The sequence below is a fragment of the Desulfomicrobium baculatum DSM 4028 genome (assembly GCF_000023225.1).
In the GTDB taxonomy this organism is placed as follows: Bacteria; Desulfobacterota; Desulfovibrionia; order Desulfovibrionales; family Desulfomicrobiaceae; genus Desulfomicrobium; species Desulfomicrobium baculatum.
In genome coordinates, this window is record NC_013173.1 from 1,481,131 (window position 1) to 1,508,125 (window position 26,995).

Below are 26,995 nucleotides of genomic sequence, written 5' to 3' on the forward strand. Positions count from 1 at the left end.
ATGCTGAAGCATCTGCGCGAAAGATTCGCCGCCATGAGGCGTGGTTCCGTTTCGCCGGTCGAACCAAGGCGAAAGATGAGGTTTGAAACCCTGGAACCGCGCATCCTGCTTTCGGCGGATCTGGGCATGGAAAATCCCGATCCCGGTCCTCATGGACAAGACGCCACGGTGGCCATCGAGCAGCCTCTGGTCCAGACCCAAGACCCTGCCGTCGTCGCTTCCGACGACACCACGCCCACGGACAGCCCATGGCTGGAAAGTCCCGGACAGGAGAGCCCCGGGCTGCGTAGCTCCACGGAAATGGTTCTCGTCGATCCGTCCGTGGGCGATTACCACTCCCTCCTCGACAGCCTGCGCTCTTCTTCTGAAAATCTTGCCCAGTACGAGGTCCACGTGCTGGACGCGTCCCGGGACGGGTTCGAGCAGATCTCGTCTCTGTTGCAGGATCGGGAAGGAATCGATGCGCTGCACCTTGTCGCGCACGGGGATGACGGGAATCTGAGGCTCGGGACGACGATTCTGTCCGGGGCCAACCTGTCGCAACATTCCGACGAGCTGCGTTCCTGGAACACTGCCTTGAGCGATAACGGCGACATCCTGCTGTACGGCTGCGGCATCGCCGCCGGACAGGACGGCGTGGAATTTGTTCAGGAACTCGCCTCCATGACCGGGGCCGATGTCGCGGCCTCCATCGATGCCACGGGCAGCGCCGGCCTTGGTGGCGACTGGGATCTGGAATACGCCACCGGCGCCATCGAAAGCGCCACGCTGTTCGCCAATCACAACGATTACGCCCGGCTGCTGCAGGACCGCTATGTCACCGGCACCGACAGCGCCGATACATTCACTCTCGACCTCGCAGGGCTCACCCTGACCGGCGGGGGCGCGAGCCTCTCCCTGAACACCACCGACAACTATATTCTGAACGGAGCGGGCGGTTCCGACACCCTGATGATCGTGGGCGGGACCGGCGAGGACACCGTTTCGCTTTCCTCCACCGGCATCGCCTTCAACGGCACGACCTATAATTTTCTGTTTGGCAGCATGACCAGCGTGGAATCGGTGATCATCACCCCCGGCGACCACTCTGAGGATGTACTTTCCGTGGGAAGCCTGGACATGGACGGCAGCCTGACCCTGCTGGCGTCCCAGGGGACGGTGGCGATTGAAGCAGGCGCCGTCGTGACCTGCGACACCGGCATCTTCGTCACCGCGCCGACCATCACCATCGCCGACGGGGCCGTGCTGACGACAGACCAGGATATCCGGCTCATCGCCAGCGCCGGGGTGCAAGTGACCTGGCTGACGGCCACGCCGGTATTCAATTATCAGAAAGCCGAGGCCTCCATCGATATTGGCGCCGCCACGCTGAACGCCGACAACGTACTGATCCATGCCGATGCCACCACCATCAAGAAATTCGAGCTGGTGGTGGACGAAAACGCCTTGAGCAGTTTTGTCGACAGGCTGGTAAGCGGGCTGCTGCCCGCCAACACCTCCCTTGCCTTCACCGACAGCGGAGGGGCTGCGGCAGATGCTATCACCCGCGGCGACGGCGGAAGCTGGATTTCCGACGGGTTCAGCGCCGGTCAGTTGATCCGGATCAGCGGCACGGCCTCCAACAACGGGATCTACCGGGTTGATTCTCTGACGGCCGACACTCTGACCCTGGGAGCGGAATACGCCCTGGTCAACGAAACCACGGCTTCGGCTTCCGTGGCCTCCGCCGTGGCCCTGACCGGCGAGCTTCAGCTTGCCTTCAACAACATCGACAACGCCGCCGACACCATCGTCCGCGCCGTCGGCACCTGGGCCGCGGACGGCTTTGTGGCCGGCCAGTACATCAGCGTGACCGGTTCCGCCGACAATGACGGGATCTACCGCATCGCCTCCATCTCCGGCGCCGTCATCACCCTGCAGAGCAGCTACGTACTGTCCCGGGAAATCCAGACCGAAGCGTCAACAAGCGTGGCCTCCCTCATTGGCATGACGGCCGCGGATCAGCTGACGCTGGCCACCAGCGGGGGCGTCTCCACCATCATCCGGGATTCGGGAAGCTGGCTCAGGGAAGGATTCCAGGCCGGACAGAGCATCGAGATTTCCGGATCCACCGCGACGATCACGCTGTCGGGCGATTTCCATTTCAGGGACAATGGCGCGGCGGCGGACACCATCGAGCGCGCCGACGGCCTGTACTGGGAAGATGGCGGGTTTCAGGCGGGGCAGTACATCTCGGTCGCCGGCGCCAATGCGGGCGTTTACCAGATCGCGGCGGTCGAGGGGTCCGTGCTGACCCTCATGGATATGGACAGCCTGGCCGCGATGGATTCCCAGGCCGCCGTCATCACGGCCGTCACGGCCATGGTTGGCGCTCCGTCCCTGACCTTCGCCGCCACGGCGGATCAGGGGGCCATGGTCTCACGGGATACGGGCAGCTGGGTGGAGGATGGTTTTTCCGCCGGCATGACCGTTTCCGTCGGCGGTTCCGCGTCCAATGACGGAGTCTACCGCATCGCCTACCTCGACGACCTCAATCTGATCCTGGAATCGGGCGCGGTGCTTACGGACGAAGCGCCCGAGGACGGCGTCACCCAAAACATCACCGTCCTTTCCCCCCGCAGCGGGATCAATAACGGCACCTTTCAGATTCAGTCGGTTTCCGCCGACGGCCGCACCCTGACTCTGACGGACACCTTCGTGCTGCTGGCGGAAACCGGCAACGGGTTCACGGTTACGGCCGACCCCGTTTCGGCCGCCGATGTCCCCATCGCCATCGTGGACCAGAGCCAGGGGATGACGGGTACTCCGGCGCTCTATTTCGTGAACAAAGGGGTGCTGGCCGGGGTTGGAAGCCTGACCTTCACCGACAACAGTATCACTCAGGACACCATTTCCCGGGATACGGGCAGCTGGGTGACCGACGGCTTTGCCGTGGGCCAGGAAATCACCGTCACCGGATCCGCCGGAAACGACGGGGACTACGTCATTGCCGACATCATCGACGGCGGAAAGACCCTGCGCCTGGTTTCCGGTCAGGAACTGACGAACGAGACGGCTCAGTGCGAGGATGTCAGCGTCATGACCGATACCGCCGACACCATCACCCGCGCCACCGGCAGTTGGACCTCCGACGGCTTTGCCGCCGGCCAGTACATCGCCGTGTCCGGCACGGACAACAACGACGGCACCTATCTGATCGCAGCCGTTTCCGCCGACGGCAGAACCCTGACGCTGGACGGTGTTTACACCCTGAATGGGGAAATCACGGACAGCGCCTCGGTGGCCCGGATCGCTTCCGCCCTCAACAGCAGCGGCGGACAGCTGACGGCCGGGGATGTCTCCGCTCAGCTTCTGAGTCAGGTCGACGGGGTCGGCCTGTTCAACACGATCAGCTATGTGGCCCAGGTGCTTCTGGCCGAGGCTACGAGCACCATCACTCTCGGCGCGACGATCAACGCGGCGGGGAATGTGGTGGTTGAGGCCGAATCCGTCGCCAACACCACCCTGAAGACTCCCAGCCTGATTTTCGGGGTGTCGGTGGGATCGTCCACGGCAACGGCGTCGGCCGTTGTGGAAAGCGGGTCCGTCATTACAGCGGGCGGGAATTTCAGCCTGACCACCACGGTGGACAACACCCTCAGTGTGACCTCGGCCGCCATGAAGGGCATCCAGAAGATCATCGCCCAGAAAGTGCTGCATATTCCCAGCGGCCCCGGGCTGTTCATCGCGGTGGGCGTGGCCGATTCGAACAATACGGTCGCCGTGAACAGCGGTGCGGTGATCGAGGCGGACTCCGTGGCCGTGCGCGCGGAAACCACCAACAGTTTCAGCACGGCCGCCAAAAGCGTCGTCATCACGCCGCAGAAGAACATGGGTGAGGCCATCGGGGTTGCCGTGGCCACCTACAGCTCCGATACGAGCGCCCATATCGGCGGCACGGTGACCGCTACCGTTGGAGGGGTGTCGGTGGCGGCAGAGTCCGTCAACGTTGTCGATCGGGTCAGCGCCGCCTCGGCCGTCAAGGCCAAGCCTCCCCTTGCCGGACGCATGATGGGCGCAGTCACGAACAAACTGTCCGGCACCAAGGATCCAAAGGCCGGGTTCAGCCAGTTCTCCATGGCGGCCAGCGTGGCGGTCGCGGTGAGCAGCAACAACGCCGAAGCCTATATCGCGGACGGGGCCGTCGTCACTGCCGCCGGCGACATCGTGGTGACCGCCCGGGCCGAAGACAATTTCAAGGTGATCTCCACGGCGGCGGCCAAGCTCAACGCAGCCGTCAGCATCGCCGGAGCCGTGGCGGTGACCGATTACACCAATACCGCCAATGCCCAAATCGGAGCGGACGCGACGGTGATTTCCGGCGGCGATGTGATCGTGACGGCCGACGCCGTGGTGCCGAGCCAGTTCAAGGTCGTCAGCGATTTCATCACGCTCATGACCTGGTTTGCGGATCTGGACCAGAACATCACCGCGCCCAGCATCGATTTCAACCTGCCCAGCATCGATTCGAGCACCGGGACCATCGACTTTGCCGCCTCCCAGGACACCCTGACCCAGCTGTCCACCTACAGCTCGGAAACCCTGGCCGAACTCCTTGAGCCGGTGCAGCTGCTGATCGGTTACCTGAAGGTGGTGCCCACCAGCATCGCCACCACCTTTGTGCAGGCCAGTTCCGCGTCCAAGACCGAGAAGGACAAGAAAACCGGTCAGGTGAAAGACCCCGACGCCATCGGCAAGTTTTCCGCCTCGGGCATCGTCAACGTACAGTCCGTGGACAATGTGGCCAGCGCCTTCATCGGCGCCGGCGCGGTGGTGTCCGGAGATAACGTCGTGGTGGAAGCCGCCGCCAGCATGGACACCATCAGCATCGCAGGGATGAAGCTGGGCAAGATCCAGGATGTCATCGCGCTGCTGAAGGCCGGCGGGGCCGCCGGAAACGAAAGCTCCGGCAGCGGGGCCGGCGGCACGTACAACGGTCAGACCTTTGCCAATCGGGCCACAGCCCTGGTGGACGACGGCGCGGTGGTTACGGCCACCGCAGGCGGCATCACTATCGCGGCTGACGTAAGCAACTGGATGCTCAACATCGCCCAGGCCGGCGGTAGCGCCGAAAAGTTCGGGGTGTCCGGGGCCTTTGCCTGGAACAACGCCACCCATGAAGCCGTGGCCCATGTGGAAGACACGGCCACCCTCGCCGCAACGGGTAATGTCGATATTGAGGCGTCCACGTCCTACCAGAACATCAATATCGTCGGTGCGATCCAGAAGGGCGGCACGGCATCGGCGGGTGCCGCGGTGGTGCTCAATCAGGTCAGCAACATCACCGAGGCCTTTGTCGGCGACACGTCCCACAGCGCCGAGCCTGCGGTTTCAGGCACGCCCACCCTGACTTTTGCCGGTAACGCCGTCATTCGGTCCGGCGGAAGCTGGACGACCGATGGGTTCCGCGTCGGACAGTTGATCCAGATTTCAGGAACCGCCGGCAACAACGGTCTGTATCGCATTGTGTCCATTTCTGCGGGCGGCACGACCTTGACGCTCGACGCGGCCGTTGTCGCCGAAGCGACGGCTGCTGCCGGCGTTTCGGTACTGGGTTCCATCACGTCCGGCGGGGCGGTTAGGCTTGATGCCCGCTCGGATGAACTGCTGGTCACGGTCACGGTGGCCGCTTCCCAGTCCAAGGGCGGCACCAAAAAGGAGGAGACGGGCAGTTCCCCGGATGATCCCCTGGACGGCGAGAGCCTCCCGAACCTGTTCAGCGAAGAGCCGACCAACGTTAAGCAAGTGGCCGGCATCGCCGTTTCCGGCGGGGCGAGCGTCAACACCGTGAGCGATGTCACCCGGGCCTACGTCAGTGACGGCGTTCACCTTGATGCGGCGGGAGATTTGATCATCACGGCCGACAACCAGGCTCTGCTGGTTTCCGTTTCGACGGCCCTGGGCATCGACATGAGCAAGGCCGATGGGGGCGCGGCCCTGGCCGGGTCTTTCGCCTACCAGGATCTGGACCGGGACGTGAAGGCCTATGCGCAGGATGCGGTAATTTCGGCGCATAATGTCTCCACCGTCGCATCCAGCGATGATCTGGTGGTTTCCGTCAGCGCCGGCGGGGGCGGTTCCAAGAAGGGGAAACTGTCCGTGGCCGGATCCGCGGACCTCGTCCTGGTCGACAGCGACGTGCAGGCCGGTCTGTGGGCCAACACTTCCCTGGATGCCGGGGGGGATGTGACCATCGACGCTTCGGGCAAGCTGCTGGACGTGTCCGTGGCCGGGGCCGTTTCCTATTCCGGCGGCGCCAACGGCATCGGTGGGTTTGGGGCGGCGGCCGATGCGGTGGCGCTGGTGCAGACCGTCAAGGCCTTTATCGGCGATAACGCCGTGGTGGATGCCGCCGGGGATATCAGCATCACCGCTTCCCAGGATACGGATATCATCTCCGTGGCGGCCTGCGGGGCTGTGACCAAAGGCAAGATCGGCATGACCGGTTCCGCCTCGATTCAGGTGGTGACCAATGTCGTAGAGGCCTCTATCGGCGCCGACGCCGTGGTGACCACACCCGGAAGCCTGCTTCTGGACGCGGACGACTCGCTCTTTGTGGTGTCGGTGGCCGGGGCCGTGGCGTACGGCAACACGGCCGGGTTCGGGGCGTCCGGGGCGGTCGGGGTCATCGATCAGACCACCTCGGCCTATATCGGCGATGACGCGACGGTTTCGGCCCAGGGGCACGGCGATGGGGTTTCCGGCGGCAGCGGCCTGTCCGCCAACGGCATCGTGATTGATGCCGGCACTTCGGACACGATTTTCCGCATCGCCGGCGGCGGCGGTATCAGCAGCAAGACAGTGGGCGGGGCCTTTTCCGCAAGCACCGATACAATCGACATCGACACCTTGGCCTATATCGGCGACGGAGCCTCCATCAACGCTTCCACCACGGGGGCGGCGGCCAGTCAGGCCGTCAGGCTCCGTGCCGAGGATTCCCTGTTCAAGGTGGGCGTGGCCGGATCCCTGGGCGTTTCCAAAGCCGTGGGCGTCGGCATTGCGGCGGACGTGGAGGTCATCGGACGGCGCACCAAGGCCTATATCGGCAACGACAGCACCGTGAATGCCGTGGATGATGTCGGCTTGCAGGCGGATACGAACGGGAAGATCTTTTCCTTTGCCGCCGGTCTGGGGATCGGCAGCGACACGGCAGGCGTGGCCGGTTCGGCCGCCGTGGTGACCACCACCGATGTGACCCGTTCTTCCATCGGCAGCGGATCGACGGTTTCAGTCGGCGGCGACGTGTCCCTTCATGCCGCCTCTGACACACTGCAGGTCGGCGGCGCCGGAGTGTTCGCGGTGGGCGGCAAGGCCGGTATCGGCCTGACCAACGTGACGGTGGTGCGCAGCGACACGGTGGAAACCGAAATAAGCGGGGCCACGGTGACGGCTGGCGGCGCGGTCGGTCTGGAATCCGGCGCTCATTCCTCTGTCGTGAACCTGGCCATCGGCGGGGCGGCTTCGTCCGAATTCGCCGCCGGCGCCGGCATTGCCGTGAATATCGAGACCACCACGGTCTATGCCGGAATCTCGGGCAACGCTACGGTGACGGCGGGGGGGGATGTGACCGTACAGGCCCTCAATGACCGGTCGGTGGATACCTTGGCCATCGGCGGTTCCGGCGGCGGCAGCTACGCCGGCGCGGCCGGAGTGGCCGCCAATGCGGTCATCAACCGCGTCACGGCGGAGATCGCCGCGTCGACGGTGAAGGCCGGCATGAACGCCGACGGCTCCATAGCCAATGAGGCGGCGGATGTTGTCCTGCTGGCCCAATCCTCCTCCAGCATCCGGGCCCTGGCCCTCGGCGTTTCCGGAGCGGGCACCGGAGCTCTTTCCATCGCGGCGCTGGGCAATGTCGTGACGAACGCCATCGGTGCCCGTATCACCGGCTCCACGGTGGCGGCCGGGGGAGACGTCACTTTGACGGCCAGGGAGCTGGCACCGTTCAGCATTCCGGACTGGATCGTGCCTGCGGAGGCGGCCGCCGACCTATCAACCGCCCTGGACGGATCCCCGGTGCAGCTGGACGCCAACATCCTGGCCGTGAACGTGAGCGTGGCCGGTTCCGGTAAGGTCGCCGTGAGTGGGCTTCTGACGGGCAATGTGATCGCCAACGACATTTCCTCGGAAATATCCGCATCTACGGTAACGGCGGGAAGACACACCGCGAGTGGGGATATTCTCAATCCGTCTGCCGACGTCATCCTGACCACCTTGACCGATTCGGCCATCCTGGCCCTGTCCGTGGGCGTGGGCGCATCGGGCCAAGTGGCGGTGCAGGCCACCGGCTTCGGCAACGTGATCACCGGGGGCGTCGAGTCGAGCATAACCTCGGCATCCACCGTCCAAAGCGGTGGTCTGGTGACGCTGTCCGCCGATGACCAGTCCCACATCACCTCGGTCGGCCTGAGCGTGGCGGCTTCCGGCAGTACGGCGGTCTCCGCCATCATCGGCGCCAACGTGATCACGAGCACCGTGGATGCGCTGATCTCCGGGGCTACGGTCACGAGTGGCAGCACCCTGGCCCTCACGGCCACGTCCGCATCCACCATCTTCAGCTTTGCCGGCGGAGTGGCCGCTTCCGGCTCCACTGCCGTGCAAGTGACCATGGCCGGCAACGTAGTCACGAACACCACCCGGGCCGCAATCCTGGCGGGAACGAGCGCCTCGGATGTGGATGCCGTCGGCGCCGTCACGCTTTCGGCCACGGACACCTCCATCGTCGACGCCATTGCCTTCGGGGTTGCCGGCAGCGGCAGCACGGCCGTGGGCGTGGGCATGGCCGCCAACGTGATCACCAATTCCACGGTGGCCGCTGTCGGCGGATCGAGCCTTGATACGGGCTCAGCGCTGACCCTGACTGCGCAGTCCACCGAGATCATCCGCGCGCTGGCCCTGGGCATTGCCGGGTCCGGTTCGGCGGCCGTGCAGGTCACGGCCCTGGGCAACGCCATCATCAACAGCGTTGCCGCCACCATTTCCGGGTCCACGGTGAGCGCCGCCGGAGACATCGTCCTGACCGCCCGGGATCTGGCCCCGAGCGTGCTGACTCCCTGGAACCTGGGCAGCGAGAAAAACGAAGACGATGTGGACGCCGCCCTGAGCGGTTCGCCCATCTCCCTGGACGCCAACATCCTGGCCCTGAACGTCGGCGTGGCCGCGTCGGGATCCGTGGCGATCAACGCCGTCCTGACCGGCAACGACATCACGGGCTGCGTCGAGACCGGGATCACGGGCTCCGTGGTCACGTCCACCGCCGGCGACATCGTCCTCGACAGCGACGCCAGTTCCGGCATCATATCCATGACCGTTGGCGTGGCCGGATCGGGCGCCGTGGCCGTGAACGCCACGGGCTTTGGCAACGTCATCACCAATTCCGTCACCTCCACCATCAGCGGCAACTCCACGGTAACTGCCGGCGGCCTGGTGGATCTGAGCGCCACGGATCAGTCCATGATCCGTTCGCTGGGCGTCAGCGTGGCCGGATCGGGCGCTGTGGCCGTCGGCGCCCTGATCGCCGCGAACGTGATTACCAATACGGTTGTGGCGGAGATTTCCGGATCCACGGTGACCAGTGGCGGGGCCCTGGGTGTCGCGGCAACCAGCGATTCGAGTATCCTGTCCCTGGCCGGCGGCGTTGCGGCGTCCAGCGTTAGTGTGATGATGTCGCTCACCGGCAATGTCATCACCGGAACCACTAGTGCCGTGGTGTCGGATTCGACACTCGAAGCCGGGGGCGCGATGACGATCGAGGCGGTCAACAGTTCCAGCATCGACGCCCTGGGCTTCGGGGTGGCGGCGGGCTCTGTCGGCGTCGGCGTGGCGCTCTCCGCCAATGTCATCGTCAATACCACCGAGGCCCTGATCAGCGGCTCGACCGTGACCAACGCCGGATCGCTGGACGTTCTGGCCGAGTCCTCGGCGATCATCCGTTCCTTGGCCGTCAACGTGGGCGCGGGCGCCGTTGGCGTCAACGTTGGCGTGCTCGGCAATGCGCTGACCAGCAACGTTCTGGCGACCGTTGAGGATTCCACCATCACTGCAAACGGGGATATCGTCATTTCCGCCCTGGATCAGGCGCCAAGCAGCATTCCCGACTGGATCATTCCGGATCAGTACCAGGAGGATCTCGAGTCGATTCTTGACGACACCCCCATCGACTTGGATGCCAATATCCTGTCGGCCACCATCAACGTCGGCGCCGGCGCCGTCGGTGTCAACGTAGCCCTGGTCGGCAACCTCGTCATCAACACCACCGAGGCGAGGATCGACAACTCCACCGTCACATCGACCACCGGCAAGGTGGCGTTGGGTTCCTCCTCCGAATCGGGCATCACCTCGTTCAACGTGGGCGTGGGCGGCGGCGCCGTGGCCGTCAATGTTGTAGGCTACGGCAATGTTGTCACCAGTATCGTCGGATCGACGGTTGAAAATGGTTCAGTTATCGATGCCGGCGGTGCGGTGGCGATCACCGCCGAAAACACGGCGAGCATCCGCGCTCTGGGGATCGGGGTCGCGGGTGGCGCAGTCGCTGTCGGGGTCATGGCGGCGGGAAACCTGATCGTCGGCACGGTTGATGCCACGGTGGATGCATCCGAGGTGACGAGCGGCACAACCCTGGACATCACGGCTCTCTCCGAGGCGAATATTATAGCCCTGACCTGTGCTGTTGGTGCCGGTGCGGTCGGGGTCAATGCCACTTTCTCCGCCAATATCGTCACCGGAACCACCAAGGCTGGAGTGATTGCCGGATCGGTACTTGAGTCCGGCGGTGCCACCACCATCGAGGCGGTCAACAGTTCCGTCATCGATGCCCTGGCTTTCGGGGTCGGTGCCGGTGCGGTCGGGGTTGGCGTTGCGCTCTCCGCCAATGTCATCGTCACTACCACCGAGGCCCTGATCAGCGGCTCGACTCTGACCGATGCCGCGTCGCTGCACGTTTTGGCTGAGTCTTCGGCAATCATCCGTTCCCTGGCCATCAACGTGGGCGCGGGCGCCGTGGGCGTCAACGTCAATGTGCTCGGCAATGCGCTGACCAGTAACGTTCTGGCGACCGTGAAAGATTCCACCGTCACGGCAGACGGGGATATCGTCATTTCCGCCCTGGATCAGGCGCCAAGCAGCATTCCCGACTGGATTATTCCGGACCAGTACCAGGAGGATCTTGAGTCGATTCTTGACGACACCCCCATCGATCTGGATGCCAACATCCTCTCGGCCACCATCAATGTCGGCGCCGGTGCCGTGGGTGTCAACGTGGCCCTGGTCGGCAACCTTGTTGTCAACACCACCGAGGCGAGGATCGACAACTCCACCGTCACATCGACCACCGGCAAGGTGGCGCTGGATTCCGCTTCCAGTTCGGGCATCACATCGCTCAACGTGGGCGTGGCGGGCGGTGCCGTGGCCGTGGACGTGGTCGGCTATGGCAATGTGATCACCAGCACCGTCGGATCCACGGTTGAAGATGGTTCCGTCATTGATGCCGGCACAGCGGTGGCGATCACCGCCGAAAACACGGCGAGCATCCGCGCTCTGGGGATCGGGGTCGCGGGTGGCGCTGTCGGCGTCGGAGTCATGGCGGCGGGCAACCTGATCGTCGGCACGGTTGATGCCACGGTGGATGCATCCGAAGTGACGAGCGGCACCACACTGGATATCACGGCACTCTCCGATGCGAAAATCATGGCCCTCACGGGCGGGGTTGCCGCAGGTGGGGTAGGCGTGCATGTCGCCTTCTCCGCCAACATCATCACCGGTTTCACCACGGCCGAGGCGGTATCGGGCTCGGTGCTTCATGCCGGTGGGGCAACGACGATCCAGGCGCAGAACAACTCCACCATCGACGCCCTCTCCTTCGGCGTCGCGGCGGGCGGCGTCGGGGTCGGCGTGGCGCTCTCCGCCAATGTGATCGTCAATACCACCGAGGCCCTGATCAGCGGGTCGACCATTACCGGCGATGCATCGCTGGGCGTCCTTTCCGAATCCTCGGCGATCATCCGCGCTCTTGCGCTCAACGTGGGAGCAGGCGGCGTGGCCGTCAATGTCGGCGTTCTCGGCAACATGGTCACCAGCGATGTCCGGTCGGCAATAACGGGTTCCACAGTCACGACCGACGGCGATATCCGTGTTTCCGCCCAAGATCTGGCACCGAGTATCATTCCTGCCTGGATCGTTCCGGCTCAATATCAGGCGGACCTCAATGCGAGCCTTGCCGATTCCCCGATCGATCTGGACGCCAACATTCTGGCCGTCAACGTCAGCGTGGCAGGTGGCGGCGTGGCCGCGAGCGGCGCGCTGACCGGCAACGTCATCACCAACACCGTGCAGGCGGAAATCAATGATGCAGGCGTAACCTCCAGCGCGGGCAGCGTGGCCCTGGACGCATCCAGTTCGTCCGGCATCATCGCCCTGACCGCCGGCGTCGGCGTCGCCGGCAGCGTGGCGCTGAACATCACCGGTTTCGGCAACGTCATCGAAAACACGGTGGACGCGTCCATCAGCAACGATTCGAATGTCACCGCCGAGACCACGGCCTCCCTGTCCGCCACGGACTCCTCGTCCATCACCTCCATCGGCCTCGGCCTGGCAGGTTCCGGCGGCGTGGCCATAAACGGCACGGTGGGCTACAACCTCATCACCAATTCCATCACCGCCGAAGTGTCGGGTTCGAGCCTGACCAGCACCGGCGCGGCCAGCCTTCTCGCGACCTCGGAAGCCGACATCCTGAGCTTCGTCGGCGGCGTGGCCGGTTCCGGCTTGGCGGCGGCGCAACTGTCCCTGACCATCAACGAGATCGAAAACACGATCAGCGCCTCCATCGTCGACGACGATGCCGGAGCCTCCACCGTGACCGCCGGCTCCCTGTCCCTGTCGGCCACGGACGCCTCGACCATCGACTCCGTGGCCATGGGGCTGTCGGCCGCAGGCTTTGCAGCCGGCGGAGCGGCCGTGTCCAAGAACCTCATCGCCAACGAGGTGAACGCTACCATATCGGGTTCCGGAGTGACGGCCACCGGCGCGGTCTCCCTTGAAGCGGAGTCCTCGGACATCATCCGCTCCTACGCCATCGGCGTGGCCGGCGCAGGGCTCGGGGCAGCCAACGCCTCCCTGACCCTGAACGATCTCGGCAACACCGTCACGGCCAGGGTGAAGGATTCGACCGTCACCGCGGGGGGCAATATCTCGCTTTCGGCTTCCGAGACGGCTCCCGCCGTGGTGCTCGATTTCAACTCGGCCATCGCCGCTCCGGCGGGCATGGTCTCTGCTTTGACCTCGGCCCTCAATGGAAATGAGGTCAACCCCAACGCCAATATCGTGTCCTTCGCCGGCAGCATCTCGGTCGGCGGCGTGGCGGCGCTAGGCGCGGCCGTGGCTGACAACGCCATCCACGGAACCGTCACGGCGGAGATCGTCGATTCCACGGCAACCTCGACCGGCGGTTCGGTGACGGTTTCGGCCGTATCCGATGCGGCCATCGCCAGCCTGGCTGCCGGTTTCGGCGCTTCGCTCGGTATCGCGGCCAACGCCTCGGTCGTGCACAACTCGCTGACCTCGACGATCCAGGCCGGAATCCGTGGAGCGTCCACGGTTTCCGCATCCGGCGATGTCACGGTGGATGCCTCCGATACGTCCGCCATCGACGCCCTGGCCTTCAGTCTGGCCGGGGGGTACGCCGCCGTGGGCGGGGCGGTGGTGGTCAACACTGTCGCCGACACGGTCAAGGCCTCTATCGAGGGAACCTCGGCCACGGAAAAGGCGAGAATCGTCAAGGCGACCTCGCTCCATGTCGACGCTCATTCGACGGCCGACATCAGGGCCACAAGCATGGGCGTCACCGCAGGAGCGGTGGCCGTCGGCGCAACTCTGGCCAACTCCACGGTCGGCGGGTCAACCGAGGCCTACATCGGGCCCCACACGGCCATCGGCAAGGCTGTCGGCCTTGTTGTCGGTTCCATCGACGTTTCCGCGCAGGCCGACTCCAGGGCGGCGGCGACGGCCTACGGGCTTTCCGCCGGTATCGGGGCCGGTTCCTACAACCAGGCCGGTGCGACGATAAATACGTCGGTTTCGGGCCATGTCGATGACGCCGACATCGTCGCCAGCGGTGCCGTGAGCATCGGGGCGACGTCCAACGAGTCCGCCAAGGCCAGAGTCATCGGCGTGAATGCCGGACTTGCCGCGGTAGGCGCGTCCAACGCCCTGACCCTGCTGGACACCGATGTCAGCGCTTCTTTTTCCGGCAGCCTTGCGGCGGACAGTTTTTCCTTGAGCGCCGCCAGAGGGAACCTCGATACCTACGCCGCAACCGCCCAGGCCTCGGGATCTTCCGGCGCGCTGGTGGGCATCGACGCCACCTTCAGCAAGACCACCAACAACGGCAGCGTCTCGACTTCCGTTGCGGACGGCTCGGAGATCGACGTCGACGCCGGAGCCGTCCTGAGCGCCACCAGCAACACCCGGCAGTACGCCGATGCCGACAGCGCCGCCGGCGGTATCATCGCCGTGGGCTTCTCCCGGGCGACCAGCTCTTCGGATACCAGCGTCACGATCGAGGTCGGCGATCACGTCACCATGACCGCCTCCAGTCTGGGCATCACCGCCGACGGCCTCGACGACAATTTCGCGACATCCACCGCAGGCAGCGGCGGCGTCGTGGCAGGCGCGGCCTCGCGCTCGACCACCTCCAACACGAGCGTCACCACGGTCACCGTGGGCGACAACACCGTAATGGACGTGGACGACCACCTCTCCATGCTCGCAAAACACACGGCCGTGTTCGACGGCAAGACCAACAGCCTCACGGCGGCCGTTGTCGGAGCCAGCGGAGCGTACGTCGTCAACACCGTGGACGCGGATGTGACCCTTGGTCTCGGCGATTCGTCCGTGAGCGCCGGATCCATGGAGCTGAACGCCCGCAACATCATAAGCAAGAATGTCGGCGGCGTGAACGGTTACAACGTGACCGCCGGGGCGGGCGGCGTGCTCAACGCGTCGGCTGCCTCCAGTTCGACGACCATCGCCAATTCCTCCACCATCGGGATCGGCGATGGGGCGACCCTGACCACGGACGGCACGGACACGAATGTGCTGCGCCTTTCGGCTGTGACCGACCTGACGGTTCTGGACAAAGTTAAGCTCGATGCCGGGGGTGCCATTGCCGTGGCCAAGGCCAGCTCGTCCATCGTCAACACCGTCAATGTGAACCGCATCACCGTGGGCGACGCCGACCTGGACAGCGTCGGCGATCTGGAAATTTCGACGCTGACGAATGTTACGATGCAGGCCAATGCGGCGGTCAAGACCTACGGCGTGGCCGGTGCCGCCCAGGGCGACTCGAAGGCCTACGTCAACGCCGACAACAGTGTCGTCATCGGTTCCGGCGCGGTACTGACGGCCGACGGCGTCATCGCGCTCATGGCCGGCCAGGAACGCGACGGCACCGTCAGCCGGTACGACATCCTTGCCCGAACCGATCTCTGGAACCGGACGGTGCTGCCCATTGAGACCGACCCCCAGGCCGACGGCGAACTGGTTCAGCACAGCACGCTGACCGTGGAGGACGGGGCGTACAGCGGCAGCGGCAAGAATACCTATCTGCTGGCCGAGATGGGCTCCATCCACGTGGACGGCATCGGGTCCGGAACCGACCTGTACCGCGAGGCACTGGAGGCTCTGGGCGAAATCTTCGGAGGCGACACGTCCCTGGCCATCGAGGGCGGCAACGGCGGCGTCCAGAGCGGCAGCGCCGACGTGGCCGTCGGCGGCATCGTGGAAACAGGCATCAACAACAAGCAGACCCTGCTGATCATCGACAAGGATGCATCTTGGCCGGCCGGGTACGATTTGGATGGCCTGACGATTCACGACTATTCCGCGCAGTACGGCATCAAGATCGCCGTGTCCGCCGGCATCGACTATTCCATCGACAGCGGCAGTTCGCTGATCGATGTCCTCAACGAGCGCATCGACGCCATCAACGCCCTCATCAGTTCATATGCCGGCACCGACGAGATCGCCAAATTCGAGATGCAGCTTGCCATTCTGAACACGCTGAAAGCGGACCTGATCCAGGGCGGGGAAGAGGTCGGATACGTCAACGTCGAGCCCGTGAGCATCTCCTCCGGCGACATCGTCATCAAGGCCAACACGTTTACCGGCGACGTCACGGGGCGTCTTGTCGCCAGAAGCGACAGTTTCATGACCGTTGTTAACGATAGCGATTATTACCTGCGGACCAGCGACATCGTTATTTCTGCATATACCGGCGGGTATGTGCGGTTGAACTATCGCAAGCTTACGGCCGGGGAGCTGACCTCCTTGGCCGAATACACAACCATTGAGAACGGCACCTCGAACGACCCGAGCATTTTTATCGAAAGCACCCGGGACACGAGCATCGAGGTCACCGGCGATGTCAGCAACTACAACGGCAGCGTTTCCGTCTCCACAGAGGGCAGTCTGTACTTATGGAGCAATATCGACGACCTGGAGAACAGCGTTTCCATTCTCGGGGACACGGTCACCTTGTACGCCGGAAAAGATTTCGTGCAGGCGAGCCTCCCGGTGACTCAGGACGTCGGTTCGACGCCGGAAAGCACATGGGGAGGAGTGGCCGATGCGGCGCAGGTCGAATCGGACCCCGGGGACAGCATTGTCATAACAGACGCCAATGGAACTGCGGTCATCGGCAGTTCCAGCGGCGTCTCGGCAGGGAATGCGAACGCGGTGCTGGCTGCGGTTACCGGCCTGGACATCGGCGAGAGCGGTTCGGTCGTTGCCGGCAACAAGGTCTTCATCAGCGCCTCGTATCTGAACATCAACGGGCTTGTGCAGAGCGGATTCGCGGACAAGACCATCGTCATCCCGGCTGCTGGAACCACGGCGGGCGATCAGCTTCTTGCCGACATCGCCGGTTACCGGCTCGACTACCAGACGAAGGTCTCCTCCGGCGTCGAGGCCAGCCCGTATTATCGTCTGGATCTCGGGGCCAATGCGTCCGGCGTCGGCAACGTGATCTATTACAACGCCCAGGCGAACGCGATCGAAATTCTGGATATGACGATCCAGGGCGGGTACATCCAGCTCTACGGCGGCATCGTCAACACGGGTTCTGGAACCTTGCGCGCCCTGGACGGGTACGGCCGGATCTCCATCGAAAACAACAGCGGCTTCGATCTTGTGATCAACAATCTGAATGCCGGCGAGGAAATCGACGGGGTGATCAGGATCATCGACACGACCGACAAGGTCGTCGCCGGCACGAGCTTCACCACAACCACGACCACCTATACCCGGACCCTCGATGATTCCGGCAACAGCGTCATCAACACAACGATCGAAAGGACAGCCGCCGACGGGACGACGGTGACGGAAGCCGCCTCCGCATCAGGCGACAATACATCCTATCAACCGACTGACGGCTATCTGTACACCTGGGTTACCGGCCAGTCCAAGACCATGATCGATGTCCGCTACGACCACGACAAGTCCCTGAACCTGTGGCTGTGGAAAGTCGACAGCCTGATCGCGGATTCGGTCAACTGGAACCATTTCTCTTTCGACATCGACATCATTCCCCTGCTCGAGGGCTCCTACTACACGGCAGCAGCCCCCTCGGACCTGATCTACAGCTACTCGGTCTACCAGAAGGAACTCAGTTCCTGGAGTCTGGTCGACAACTCGGAATTGGACGAGATCGAGGACGCAATCAGTCACGATCTCAAGGACACTAATCCCTTCCAGCAGGATCTGACCTACTGGGAATGGCAGGATTTCGGCTTCAACATCAGGATTCCGTTCATCGGCTCCGTGCATATTCCCATCTGGCTCTATGTGCCGATCTACGAATCCTACAGCGAACTGGTGTTCAACAAAGACGTCAAGGTCGTCCGCACCAACACCATTTCCGCAGACAATCCCATCACCGTCGAATTCAGCGGGCACGACACGGCCTCGGTTTCCATCTCGTCCACCGAGGACGTGACGCTCAAGGGGTCGATTCTCAACGACAACGGTGTGACCACCATCACCTCCGGCGGTTCGATCGAGCGCGCCGAGGGCGCGGATAACGCAATCATCAACTCCACGGACATCCGTCTGTACGCCGGCACCGGCATCGGCGACGAGGAGTCGATTCTGGTCAGCCTGGAGGGCGGAACCCTTTCCGCGGCCACGGACAGCGGAGATGTTTTCATCGAGGAAGTGCTCGGGGACATGACAGTGAACACCATCTCGGTGCCGCATTTCGATCCGTTTGCCGAGCCGTCCGACGTCCTCGGGTTCTCGAATTCGGATGTGACCGACTCCGTCTGGACCATTGAGTTCACACAGGCCCACGGCCTACACACCGGGGACCAGGTGGTCTATTCCAGCGACGGCAGCGCGCTGACCGGCCTGGTGTCCGGTCAGACCTACCAGGTGCTGGTCGTGAACACGACCACGGTCATGCTGGCCGATACCTCTACGGACCTGACGGGAGCGGAGGCGTCCCTGCAGACCGGAGGGGTCGGCGCCATCGGCGGTCTGGTCTTCCATCTCGAAGGCACGTCAGCCGAAGCGGCCCACTCCCTGACCAAGGTCGCGGGGCGAACCTCCACGGTCACGGCCGACCTGTCGGGGGCGGCGTCGGTCAATGCGAACACCATCACCTTCGCCGCCGCGCACGGGCTGCGCGACGGCCAGGCCGTGACCTACCGCTGTGCCAGCGGAGGCGTCATCCCGGGCTTGGAGGACGGCGCCGTGTACTACGTGTCCGTTGTCGACGCATACCGCATCCGCCTGGCCGACGACCGCGACAACGTCATTTCCTACCTTCCGGACCTGATCGACCTCGACGCCGCGGTAGCCAGCGGCTTCGGGCATTCCTTCACGGCGGCCGACGGCTCCGTCATCGCCATCAATCGCTTCACGCTGGAGCAGAATCCCGTCGTGGCGGCCGAGACCTTCACCTTTGACCCGGTGACAGCCATCGACAGCTACAAGTCGGCCTTCACGCTGCCTTCGGCCCACGGGCTGAACGATGGGCAGACCGTGATCTACAGGGACAGCGCGGACGGCGATTCCATCGCCGGCCTGGCTGTCGGAACGAGCTACACGGTGAAGGTGCTCGACGCCTCTTCCTTCCGCCTCCTGGACGGCTCCGGCAATGTCGTGGCCATCGGCGTCCCGGAGACTCCGGCCGCCTCGTACTGGTTCGACTACAGCACCGCTCTTGAAGCCACGCTCGACGAGGCCGTTCCCCTCGAGCGCGAATTCTCGTTCCCGAATTCCCCGGAAGCGGGGGAGGGATGGATCCATCTCGGAAACGGCCACGGGTTCGCGGTCGGCGACGGGGTGACCTGCCTGCTCGACAGCGAGGCGGGCGTGACCGTTCAGGGCATAACGTCCGGAACCGCCTATTATGTCCAGGCGGTCACGGACACGTCCGTGCAACTCGCGACATCGGCCGGCGGCTCCACCCTGTCGATCTCGGTGACCGGCACAACCACTTCGTTCAGCCACACCATCTATCGGCTTTCCGCCAACGACAGCACGTTCGGCTATTCCGGCTTGGTTTCGCTGGAGACGGGGGACAATGCCGCAACCGTCTCCATCGATAGCCAGACCAACGGGACATCGATCAGCGGCACGGGGGATACGTTCAGCGACGGGCAGACCGTGGTCTATGACAGCGGCTTCGACAACGCAGTGGGCGGTCTCGGCGACGGTACGTCATTCACGGTTTCGCAGATCGGCAACTACACCCTCCAGCTCCGCTACGCCGGCAGCAGCAGCGCCGTTTCCCTCGATTTCAGCGGCAACACCGGGGACGAACAGCACGTGCTGTCCACTGCGGACGGCACGGAATACGGATTCGTCACCTCGCACCAGAAGTACTATCTCGTCTTCAATGCCGCCCACGGCCTGTCTGATGGCGCCACCATCACCTATGCCGGCGCGACAGGCGGGGGGCTGGTACACAACGCCGTGTACGAGGTCGAGAAATTGGACAACCGGACCGTCAGCCTTGCCGTGAACGGGACGAGTACCCCCGTGTCACTCGATTTCAGCGGCCTGAGCGGCACACGCAGCTTCCAGAGCGGATCCGGTGAAAATCTCAAGACGTATTCCTTCGATGCCGGAGCGCAGGAAACCTATCTGTTCCTGACCAAAACGGGGGGAACCAACAGCCTCAACGGGGCCACCGTGACCTATGACGGCAATGACTGGACGGACATCGTGGCACTGGCTGATGTCGGGACATGCACGGCAAGCGTCGTCTCCTCCAGAACGCTGAGTCTGCAGCGTGCCGACGGCAGCACCGTCAGGCTGGATTTTTCCTCAGCCACCGGGACCAGCCACAGCCTGGGCACTTCGGCGTTCGATCCTTCGGCGCAGAGCACATACCTGGTTTTCGGCGCCATCCATGGCCTGACCGAGGGACTCGAAGTGACCTACAACACTGCGGTCGGCGGCGCGGTAGGCGGTCTGACGGACGAAGCGACATATCATGTCCATGTCGTCGACGACCACACGATCACGCTCTCGGCGGCTTCGGGTGGCCCGGCCATAGCCCTGAACTGGGCTTCCGCGAGCCAGAGCGGCCATCTTCTCGAATACGACAACGGCGGCACCCCGGATTCCGTCGCCTTTGATCCCACAGTGCAGGACACCTATGTCGTCTGCACGATCGGACACGGATTGGCCAACGGTCAGTCCGTCAGCTATGATCCCGGTTCCGCGGCGGCCATCGGCGGCCTGACCGACGGCGGCACCTACCATGTCATCAGGAACGGCGACGGCACGATTTCGCTCCGTTCCTCGTCCGGCGGGTCGGCGCTGACGCTTGCTTTCAGCCAGACGGTCACGGATACGCACGCGCTGACATCCGCAACGGCCATCGCCGGTGACGGCGAGTTCATCAGCGGCCAGAAGGTGGTCTTCCATTCGCAGAGCGCAACGGGCGTGGAAGACAGCCCCGGCGCCACGTTTTTCGGCGGCCTCGTCGCCGGTGCGACGTACACGGTGCAGGTGCAGGGCGATGGCGGCTACGTGCTCTACGACAGCGGCAACCACATGGTCGCGCTGAACATCGACGCGTTCCAGTCCGGCGACGGCACCTCCTATTACCTGAGTTCGGCCTTTGCCCTGACGATCGATGCGGGCACCACGCTGATCGCGGGCGAGACGGTCCGTTTTGAAAGCGGGTCCGGCAACGCCATCGATGGTCTTGTGGACGGGCATGAATATACTGTCGGCACTATCAGCGGACAGGTGGTGACGCTGCTGGACGGGTCCGGCAACCCGGTCGGTGCGGACATGTTCTCGGCCATTGCCGCAAGAACGCATACGGACAGCCTGGACAAGGTCTATCACCTGGTGTCCCTCGACAAGCTGGATCTCGGCGTGGAACATGGTTTCAGCGACGGCGCTGCCGTTGTCTACCATCAGCTCGGCAGCACCGGGATCGGGCTGGTCGAGGGGGCGTCCTACACCGTCGAGAAGGTCGACGCGACCACGATCATGCTCCGCGATGCCGGCGGCAATCTCGTGGACCTCGACGTCGACGACTTCGACGGCAGCGAGCACCGCTTCGTATCTGCACGGGCCCTGTCCGTTGATCCCGCAGTGATCGTCTTCAGCCTGACGACACTGAATCTCGGGACGGCACACGAGCTGAACTCGGGTGATCTGGTCACATACCATGCAGGCGGCGACGGGGATTTCATCACCGGCTTGACTGATGGCGCCGACTATTACGTCGACGTGGTCAACGAGACGACCATCCGCCTTGCGGCATCACTCGAAGACCTGATGACGGGCGCGTTCATCGCCCTCGACACGACAACGGTCAGCGCCGCGACCTCCGGTCATCGCTTCACCGTCGTCGATACCGGCTCTTTGAACACCGCGGCCGACGTCGTTGACGGCTTCACCATCGAACTCGGATACGCGCACGGCCTGACCACAGGGGACTCCGTAGTCTACAACAGCGGCAACGGGGACGCCATCGGCGGCCTCGTGGATGGACAGATATACTCCGTCGTGGTGGTCACGCCCACGTCCTTCCAGCTCACGGCATCCCTTGACGGCATTCTGGTCGACAGCCCGCTCGTGCTCAGTCTCGGCGACACGGAGTCCGGCTCGCATGAATTCACCGTCACCGAAGTGGCGGACAGCGGCATGGGCGACGTCACGCTGACGGCCAACGGGGCCATCCTGGCGGCGGGCGGCGGGTCCCTGATATCCGGCGGGTCGGTCTTCCTGACTGCGGGCACGACCATCGGCAGCGCGGCGCAGGCACTCCGTCTCGACATGGCGACGTCATCGAGTTCCAGCCTGACCGGCGTGGCCAACGGCGACATCCATATCCAGGAAGTCAGCGGCAACCTGAACCTCGTGCGGCTCGAATCCCGCACCGGCGATGTCGCCCTGATCGCGGACGGCACCATCCGCGACGCCAACCGGACCGACGAGGAGGACTCTCGGACGGCAGACGAACTGCTGGACCTATGGGACGACATGAACCTGACCGGCACTGCGGCTGAAGCCGCCGCCCAGGAATCCATCGACGCCTATCTGGCCATGCGCGACCGTGAATACGCCACCTACTGGGAATATCGGGACCGGCAGGATGATCCGTCCGTTTACGATCCGCAGTTCAATTTCACCTTCACGGACCGCGAACGAACCCTGTACGAGGACTACTTCACGGAATTGGGCGCCAGCCAGGGCAAGACCGGCGAGGAACTGGCCGGCTTCGTCGACGACACCCTCACCACCTTGGAAAACAAGCGAACCGACGAATACCGCGAGCTGCACAGCCGCTATGGCGTCCTCGGCGACACCAGGATCGACGGCTGGAGCTACGCAACCTCCGTGGCCTACGAGCCTTCGTTCGATGCGGCTTCGGATGTGGAAGCGGACGCCGACGCCATCGTCATCGGCACGCACCTCTTCAGCACGGGCCAGGCGGTTCTCTACAGGGCCGACGGCGGCACGGCCATTGCCGGCCTGGAAGACAACACCGTCTACTTTGTGATCGTTGTCGATGCGACCACGATCCAGCTGGCCGCGTCCGAAGCCGACGCCCTGGCCCCTGCGCCGGTTGCCCTCGATCTGACGGCGGGCGGCAGCGGGGTCCAGAACGTTTCCGACACGGAGGCCATGCGCCAGGGTTCTGTCTGGACGGACTCGGAACTGAAATACGCCCTGGGCGGAGGCTGGCTCAAGGAAACGAGCGACACGACGGTGCGCGTGGAGGACCCCAACGTCGTCGGCGCGAACATCACCCTGGAAGCGGCGGGGCTCGGGTCGCAGACGGACCAGCTCGTCATCGACCTCAGCAACGGTCTGACCGATCTGAGCGACGAGCAGAAACTGATCCTGGTTTCGGCCGAACGCAGAGACATGGTCATCGTCAACCCCGACGAGAACAGCATCACCTTCGGCACGGTGCACGAACTGACCACAGGCCAGACGGTAAACCTTGCGGAACGATGGCAGATGTACGGCATCGCAGGTCTGACCGACGGCGCGACCTACCATGCGGTCGTCGTCGACGACTTCACGTTCCAGCTGGCCGCCTCGTACGACGCGGCCGCGAGCGGCGATGTGCTTGACATCACGGCCAGGGAAGTCCGCATCTTCTCGCACGAGGATCTGGACGTGGCCGCATCGGGCACGCTGTCGGCCACGGTCACGGGCGATGCGTATCTCGGATCGGAACAGAGCCTGGCCCTTGGCAGGATCGTTGCTGGTGGATTGGTGCAGATCAAGGTCGACGGCTCCATCACCGACGGTAGCGTCGGCGATGCGGTCGGCAACGTCGAGGCCGGGGACCTGCTGCTTGAAGCCGGGCGGGGCGCTCTTGGCACCGAAGGCGACGAGGCGGACGTTGACATCACCCTGACCGGAGGCGTGCTGACGGCCAGGGCCGAAGGCTCGATCTTCCTGACGTCCGTGGCGGGCGACATGCGCGTCGACACGATCTACGCCGAGCAGGACGTGACGCTACGCACGGAAGGCGGCTCCATCGTCGACGCCTACGACACGGACAACCAGAACATTGCCGCCGTGAATCTGACCCTCGTCAGCCAGAGCGGCATCGGTACCGCAGCCAATGCCCTGGAAACCAACCTGACTCCTGAAGGCGCGCTGACGGCGGACGCTGCGGGGGACATCTCCCTGACCGAGAGGGCCGGCGACATGAACATCGGCCGGGTCAGTTCGGCCACGGGTGATGTGTATCTGGTCGCGGCCGTGTCCATGCTCGGCCGCGAGAACGACATCAATGCCGATATCGCCGGAAATAGTATCACTTTGACGGCCCTGGCCGGGTCGCTGGGCGCTCCCAATGGCGAGGACATCAACATCGACAGCGCACGATCCAACGTGGGCGTGCTGACTTCGTCGAGCCATGCCAACAGCTACATCCACGAGACCGCCGGCGACCTGACGCTTTTTGCCATCGGCAGCACCCTGGGCACGGCCTTCATCGACAGTTCGGGGGGCATCTACAACGGCAATGTCGGAGGCAGCAACGTCACGTCCGGAAAAACCAGGCTGTATGCATCCGCAGATATCGGCACCGCGGGCAATCAACTGGAAACCGTGGTCGGCCATCTGGAAGGACGGTCCACGTCCGGCAGCGTATACATTCACAACTCGGGACATCTGACCGTCGGCGGCGTCAGCGACGGTGCGGAAGGCATTTTGGCCACCGGTTCCGTGATTCTGGTGGCGTCAAGTCCGATCACTGTTTCCGAAACGGTCCAAGCCGCGTCCATCACCATGACCGCCTCGGAAGACGGCGTCGACATTGACGATAACCTTGTCGTCGAAGCCGGCGTGACGGTCTGGTCCACGACCGGGGATGTCACTCTGTACGCGGGCGACGACCTGATTATCGTCGAAGGGGCAACGGTCAGAGCGGCGGGCAGCGTGTTCCTGTACGGGGATTACGGCAACAACGATGCCGAAGGCAGCATCATCGACCTGCACGGCACCATCCAGGCGCAAACCGGTTCCGTACAGGTCTTCGGCGATTCGGACAACGATATCGTGATCGTGCCGGGAATACTTTCCGCGACCACGATCCTCACGGGCGGCGGCGACGACGCCATCCACGTCGGCAGCAACGCCGACGCGTCGGGCAGCACGGGTGGAACCATGGCCGGTATCACGGCCCTGCTCGACATAGACGGCGGCGATCATCCAAGCGGCGACACCCTCGTCATCGACGATTCCGGCAACACGAACGACAGCAGCTGCATCCTCGACGGAACCACGCTGACCATGACCGGCATGCCCGGTTCCATCCAGTATGTCCGGATCGAGAACGTAAGCATCTCCTTCGGCAGCGGCGACAACATCGTCAACGTGCGGGGCACGGCGGCCGGATCCACCATATTCCTGACCACGGGGGACGGCGACGACACCTTCAATATCTCCTCCGACGCGCCGACGAACCTGGGCAACCTGGACGGCATCCGGGGTGACCTGGTGCTGGCCGGCGGCGCGGGAGTCAACATCCTGAACGTCAGCGACCGGGGCAACACCACCGGCCGCACCGGCGTGGTCATCACCGATCACGACATCACCGGCATGACCGGCGACGCGGGCGGCTCCGGGATCATCGGCTTCGACGGGAGTTTCAACGACGGCGTAAACGCTTATTTTGGTTCGGGAGCGGACGGCATCACGGTCCAAGGGGTCCGGCCCGGCAGGATCTTCGAGATCAGGGTCGGAGCGGGCGACGACACGGTCACGGCCGTCGATGCCGTTGCCGGCGAAGACGGACTGCTGATCGTCTTCGGTGAAAGCGGCTCCGACACCCTCGACGCTTCGGCCTGGAACAGCGGCGTTGTTTTCTTCGGCGACGACGGCGTGGCGACGAGCCGGGGTTCTATGACTCCGGAAAACCTGGTTTCCCTGGAGTCCGCGGCACCAGCCGGTGACGGAAACGACATTCTTATTGGGGGTACAGGCAATGATATCCTCATCGGCGTTGGAGGCGACGACATGCTGCGGGGCGGTGCGGGCAACGACGTCCTCATCGGTGACGCAGGCCGGGTGACCTTCAGAAACGGCGAACTTTACGAGGCCGGAACACTGGGGCGTTACAGCTCGTCCGACGGGGATGACACCCTCGACGGCGGAGCCGGGAACGATTTCATGTTCGGCGGGGAGGGGTCCGACCTGTTTTACGGTGACCTGTCCGAGGATGTGATGATCGGCAAATACGGCAAGGTCACCCTGAGCGGCGGGAAGGTCGAGGAGGTCATCGCCCTGGGCGATCTGATCAGCCAGACCATGATCGACCTCTACAGTATCGAGGAAACGCTTGGCGGGTCCAGGGGACGCTCGACCGGGCAGGGCGCGCCCCTCACCTCGCAGCCCGCGCCCGACGCGCTGGAGATCGAACAGGTGCGGTCCGAATCGAGTTACTCCCGCCGCGTGAGCCATCATGGCGGGCAGTCGGCTCAGGCGGCCCAGGCGCAGCCCGGACAGGATGCTGCCCCGGCCGACGGTCCGGCCCAGGAGCAAGGGGCGGCGGCGGAAGCTAAGGCCGGGCTGCGACCCGCCGTTTTTGGCCCGAGGCAGTCGGGCGGCGAGCCTTCCGTGCTGGCGCAAGAGCCGGAGGAAACGCTCTCTGCGACCCGGGACGTCGCGGAGTCGACGGGCCTCCAGGGCGCTGTGGCGGGTCTGACCTGCCTGGGCGCGCTGTCGACCCGGGGCAGGGATGAAAAGCGTCGACTGACCCCCGGGGAGCTGGAGGGTTTCGCCAAGCCCAAGGGCCGGAGCTGGAGCTGGGACGGGGAAAGGCTGCAAGGCGAGGAGAAGACGGAATCTTCCCCTGCGCGGCTGGTTACTATATCGGGATTCATCGTTGAAAAGAAACGTCAGGCTGCGGACGCATAGTCCGGCCTTTTTCATACGGAGCCTGCAACATACAAGGAGTGTACACGTGACA

The 26,995-nt window shown here is 64.0% G+C and carries 1 protein-coding gene; it reads left to right on the plus strand.

Annotation, left to right across the window (positions count from 1 at the left end):
- On the plus strand, window positions 1–26,943 hold the full coding sequence (locus DBAC_RS06715) for a DUF4347 domain-containing protein (RefSeq protein ID WP_015773531.1): 26,943 nt from the start codon (window positions 1–3) through the stop codon (window positions 26,941–26,943).
- Window positions 26,944–26,995: the final 52 nt, after the last annotated feature.

Bases quoted from the DNA above. Each gene is read 5' to 3' on its own strand.
- DBAC_RS06715 (WP_015773531.1), top strand. From the start codon at position 1: ATGCTGAAGCATCTGCGCGAAAGATTCGCCGCCATGAGGCGTGGTTCC.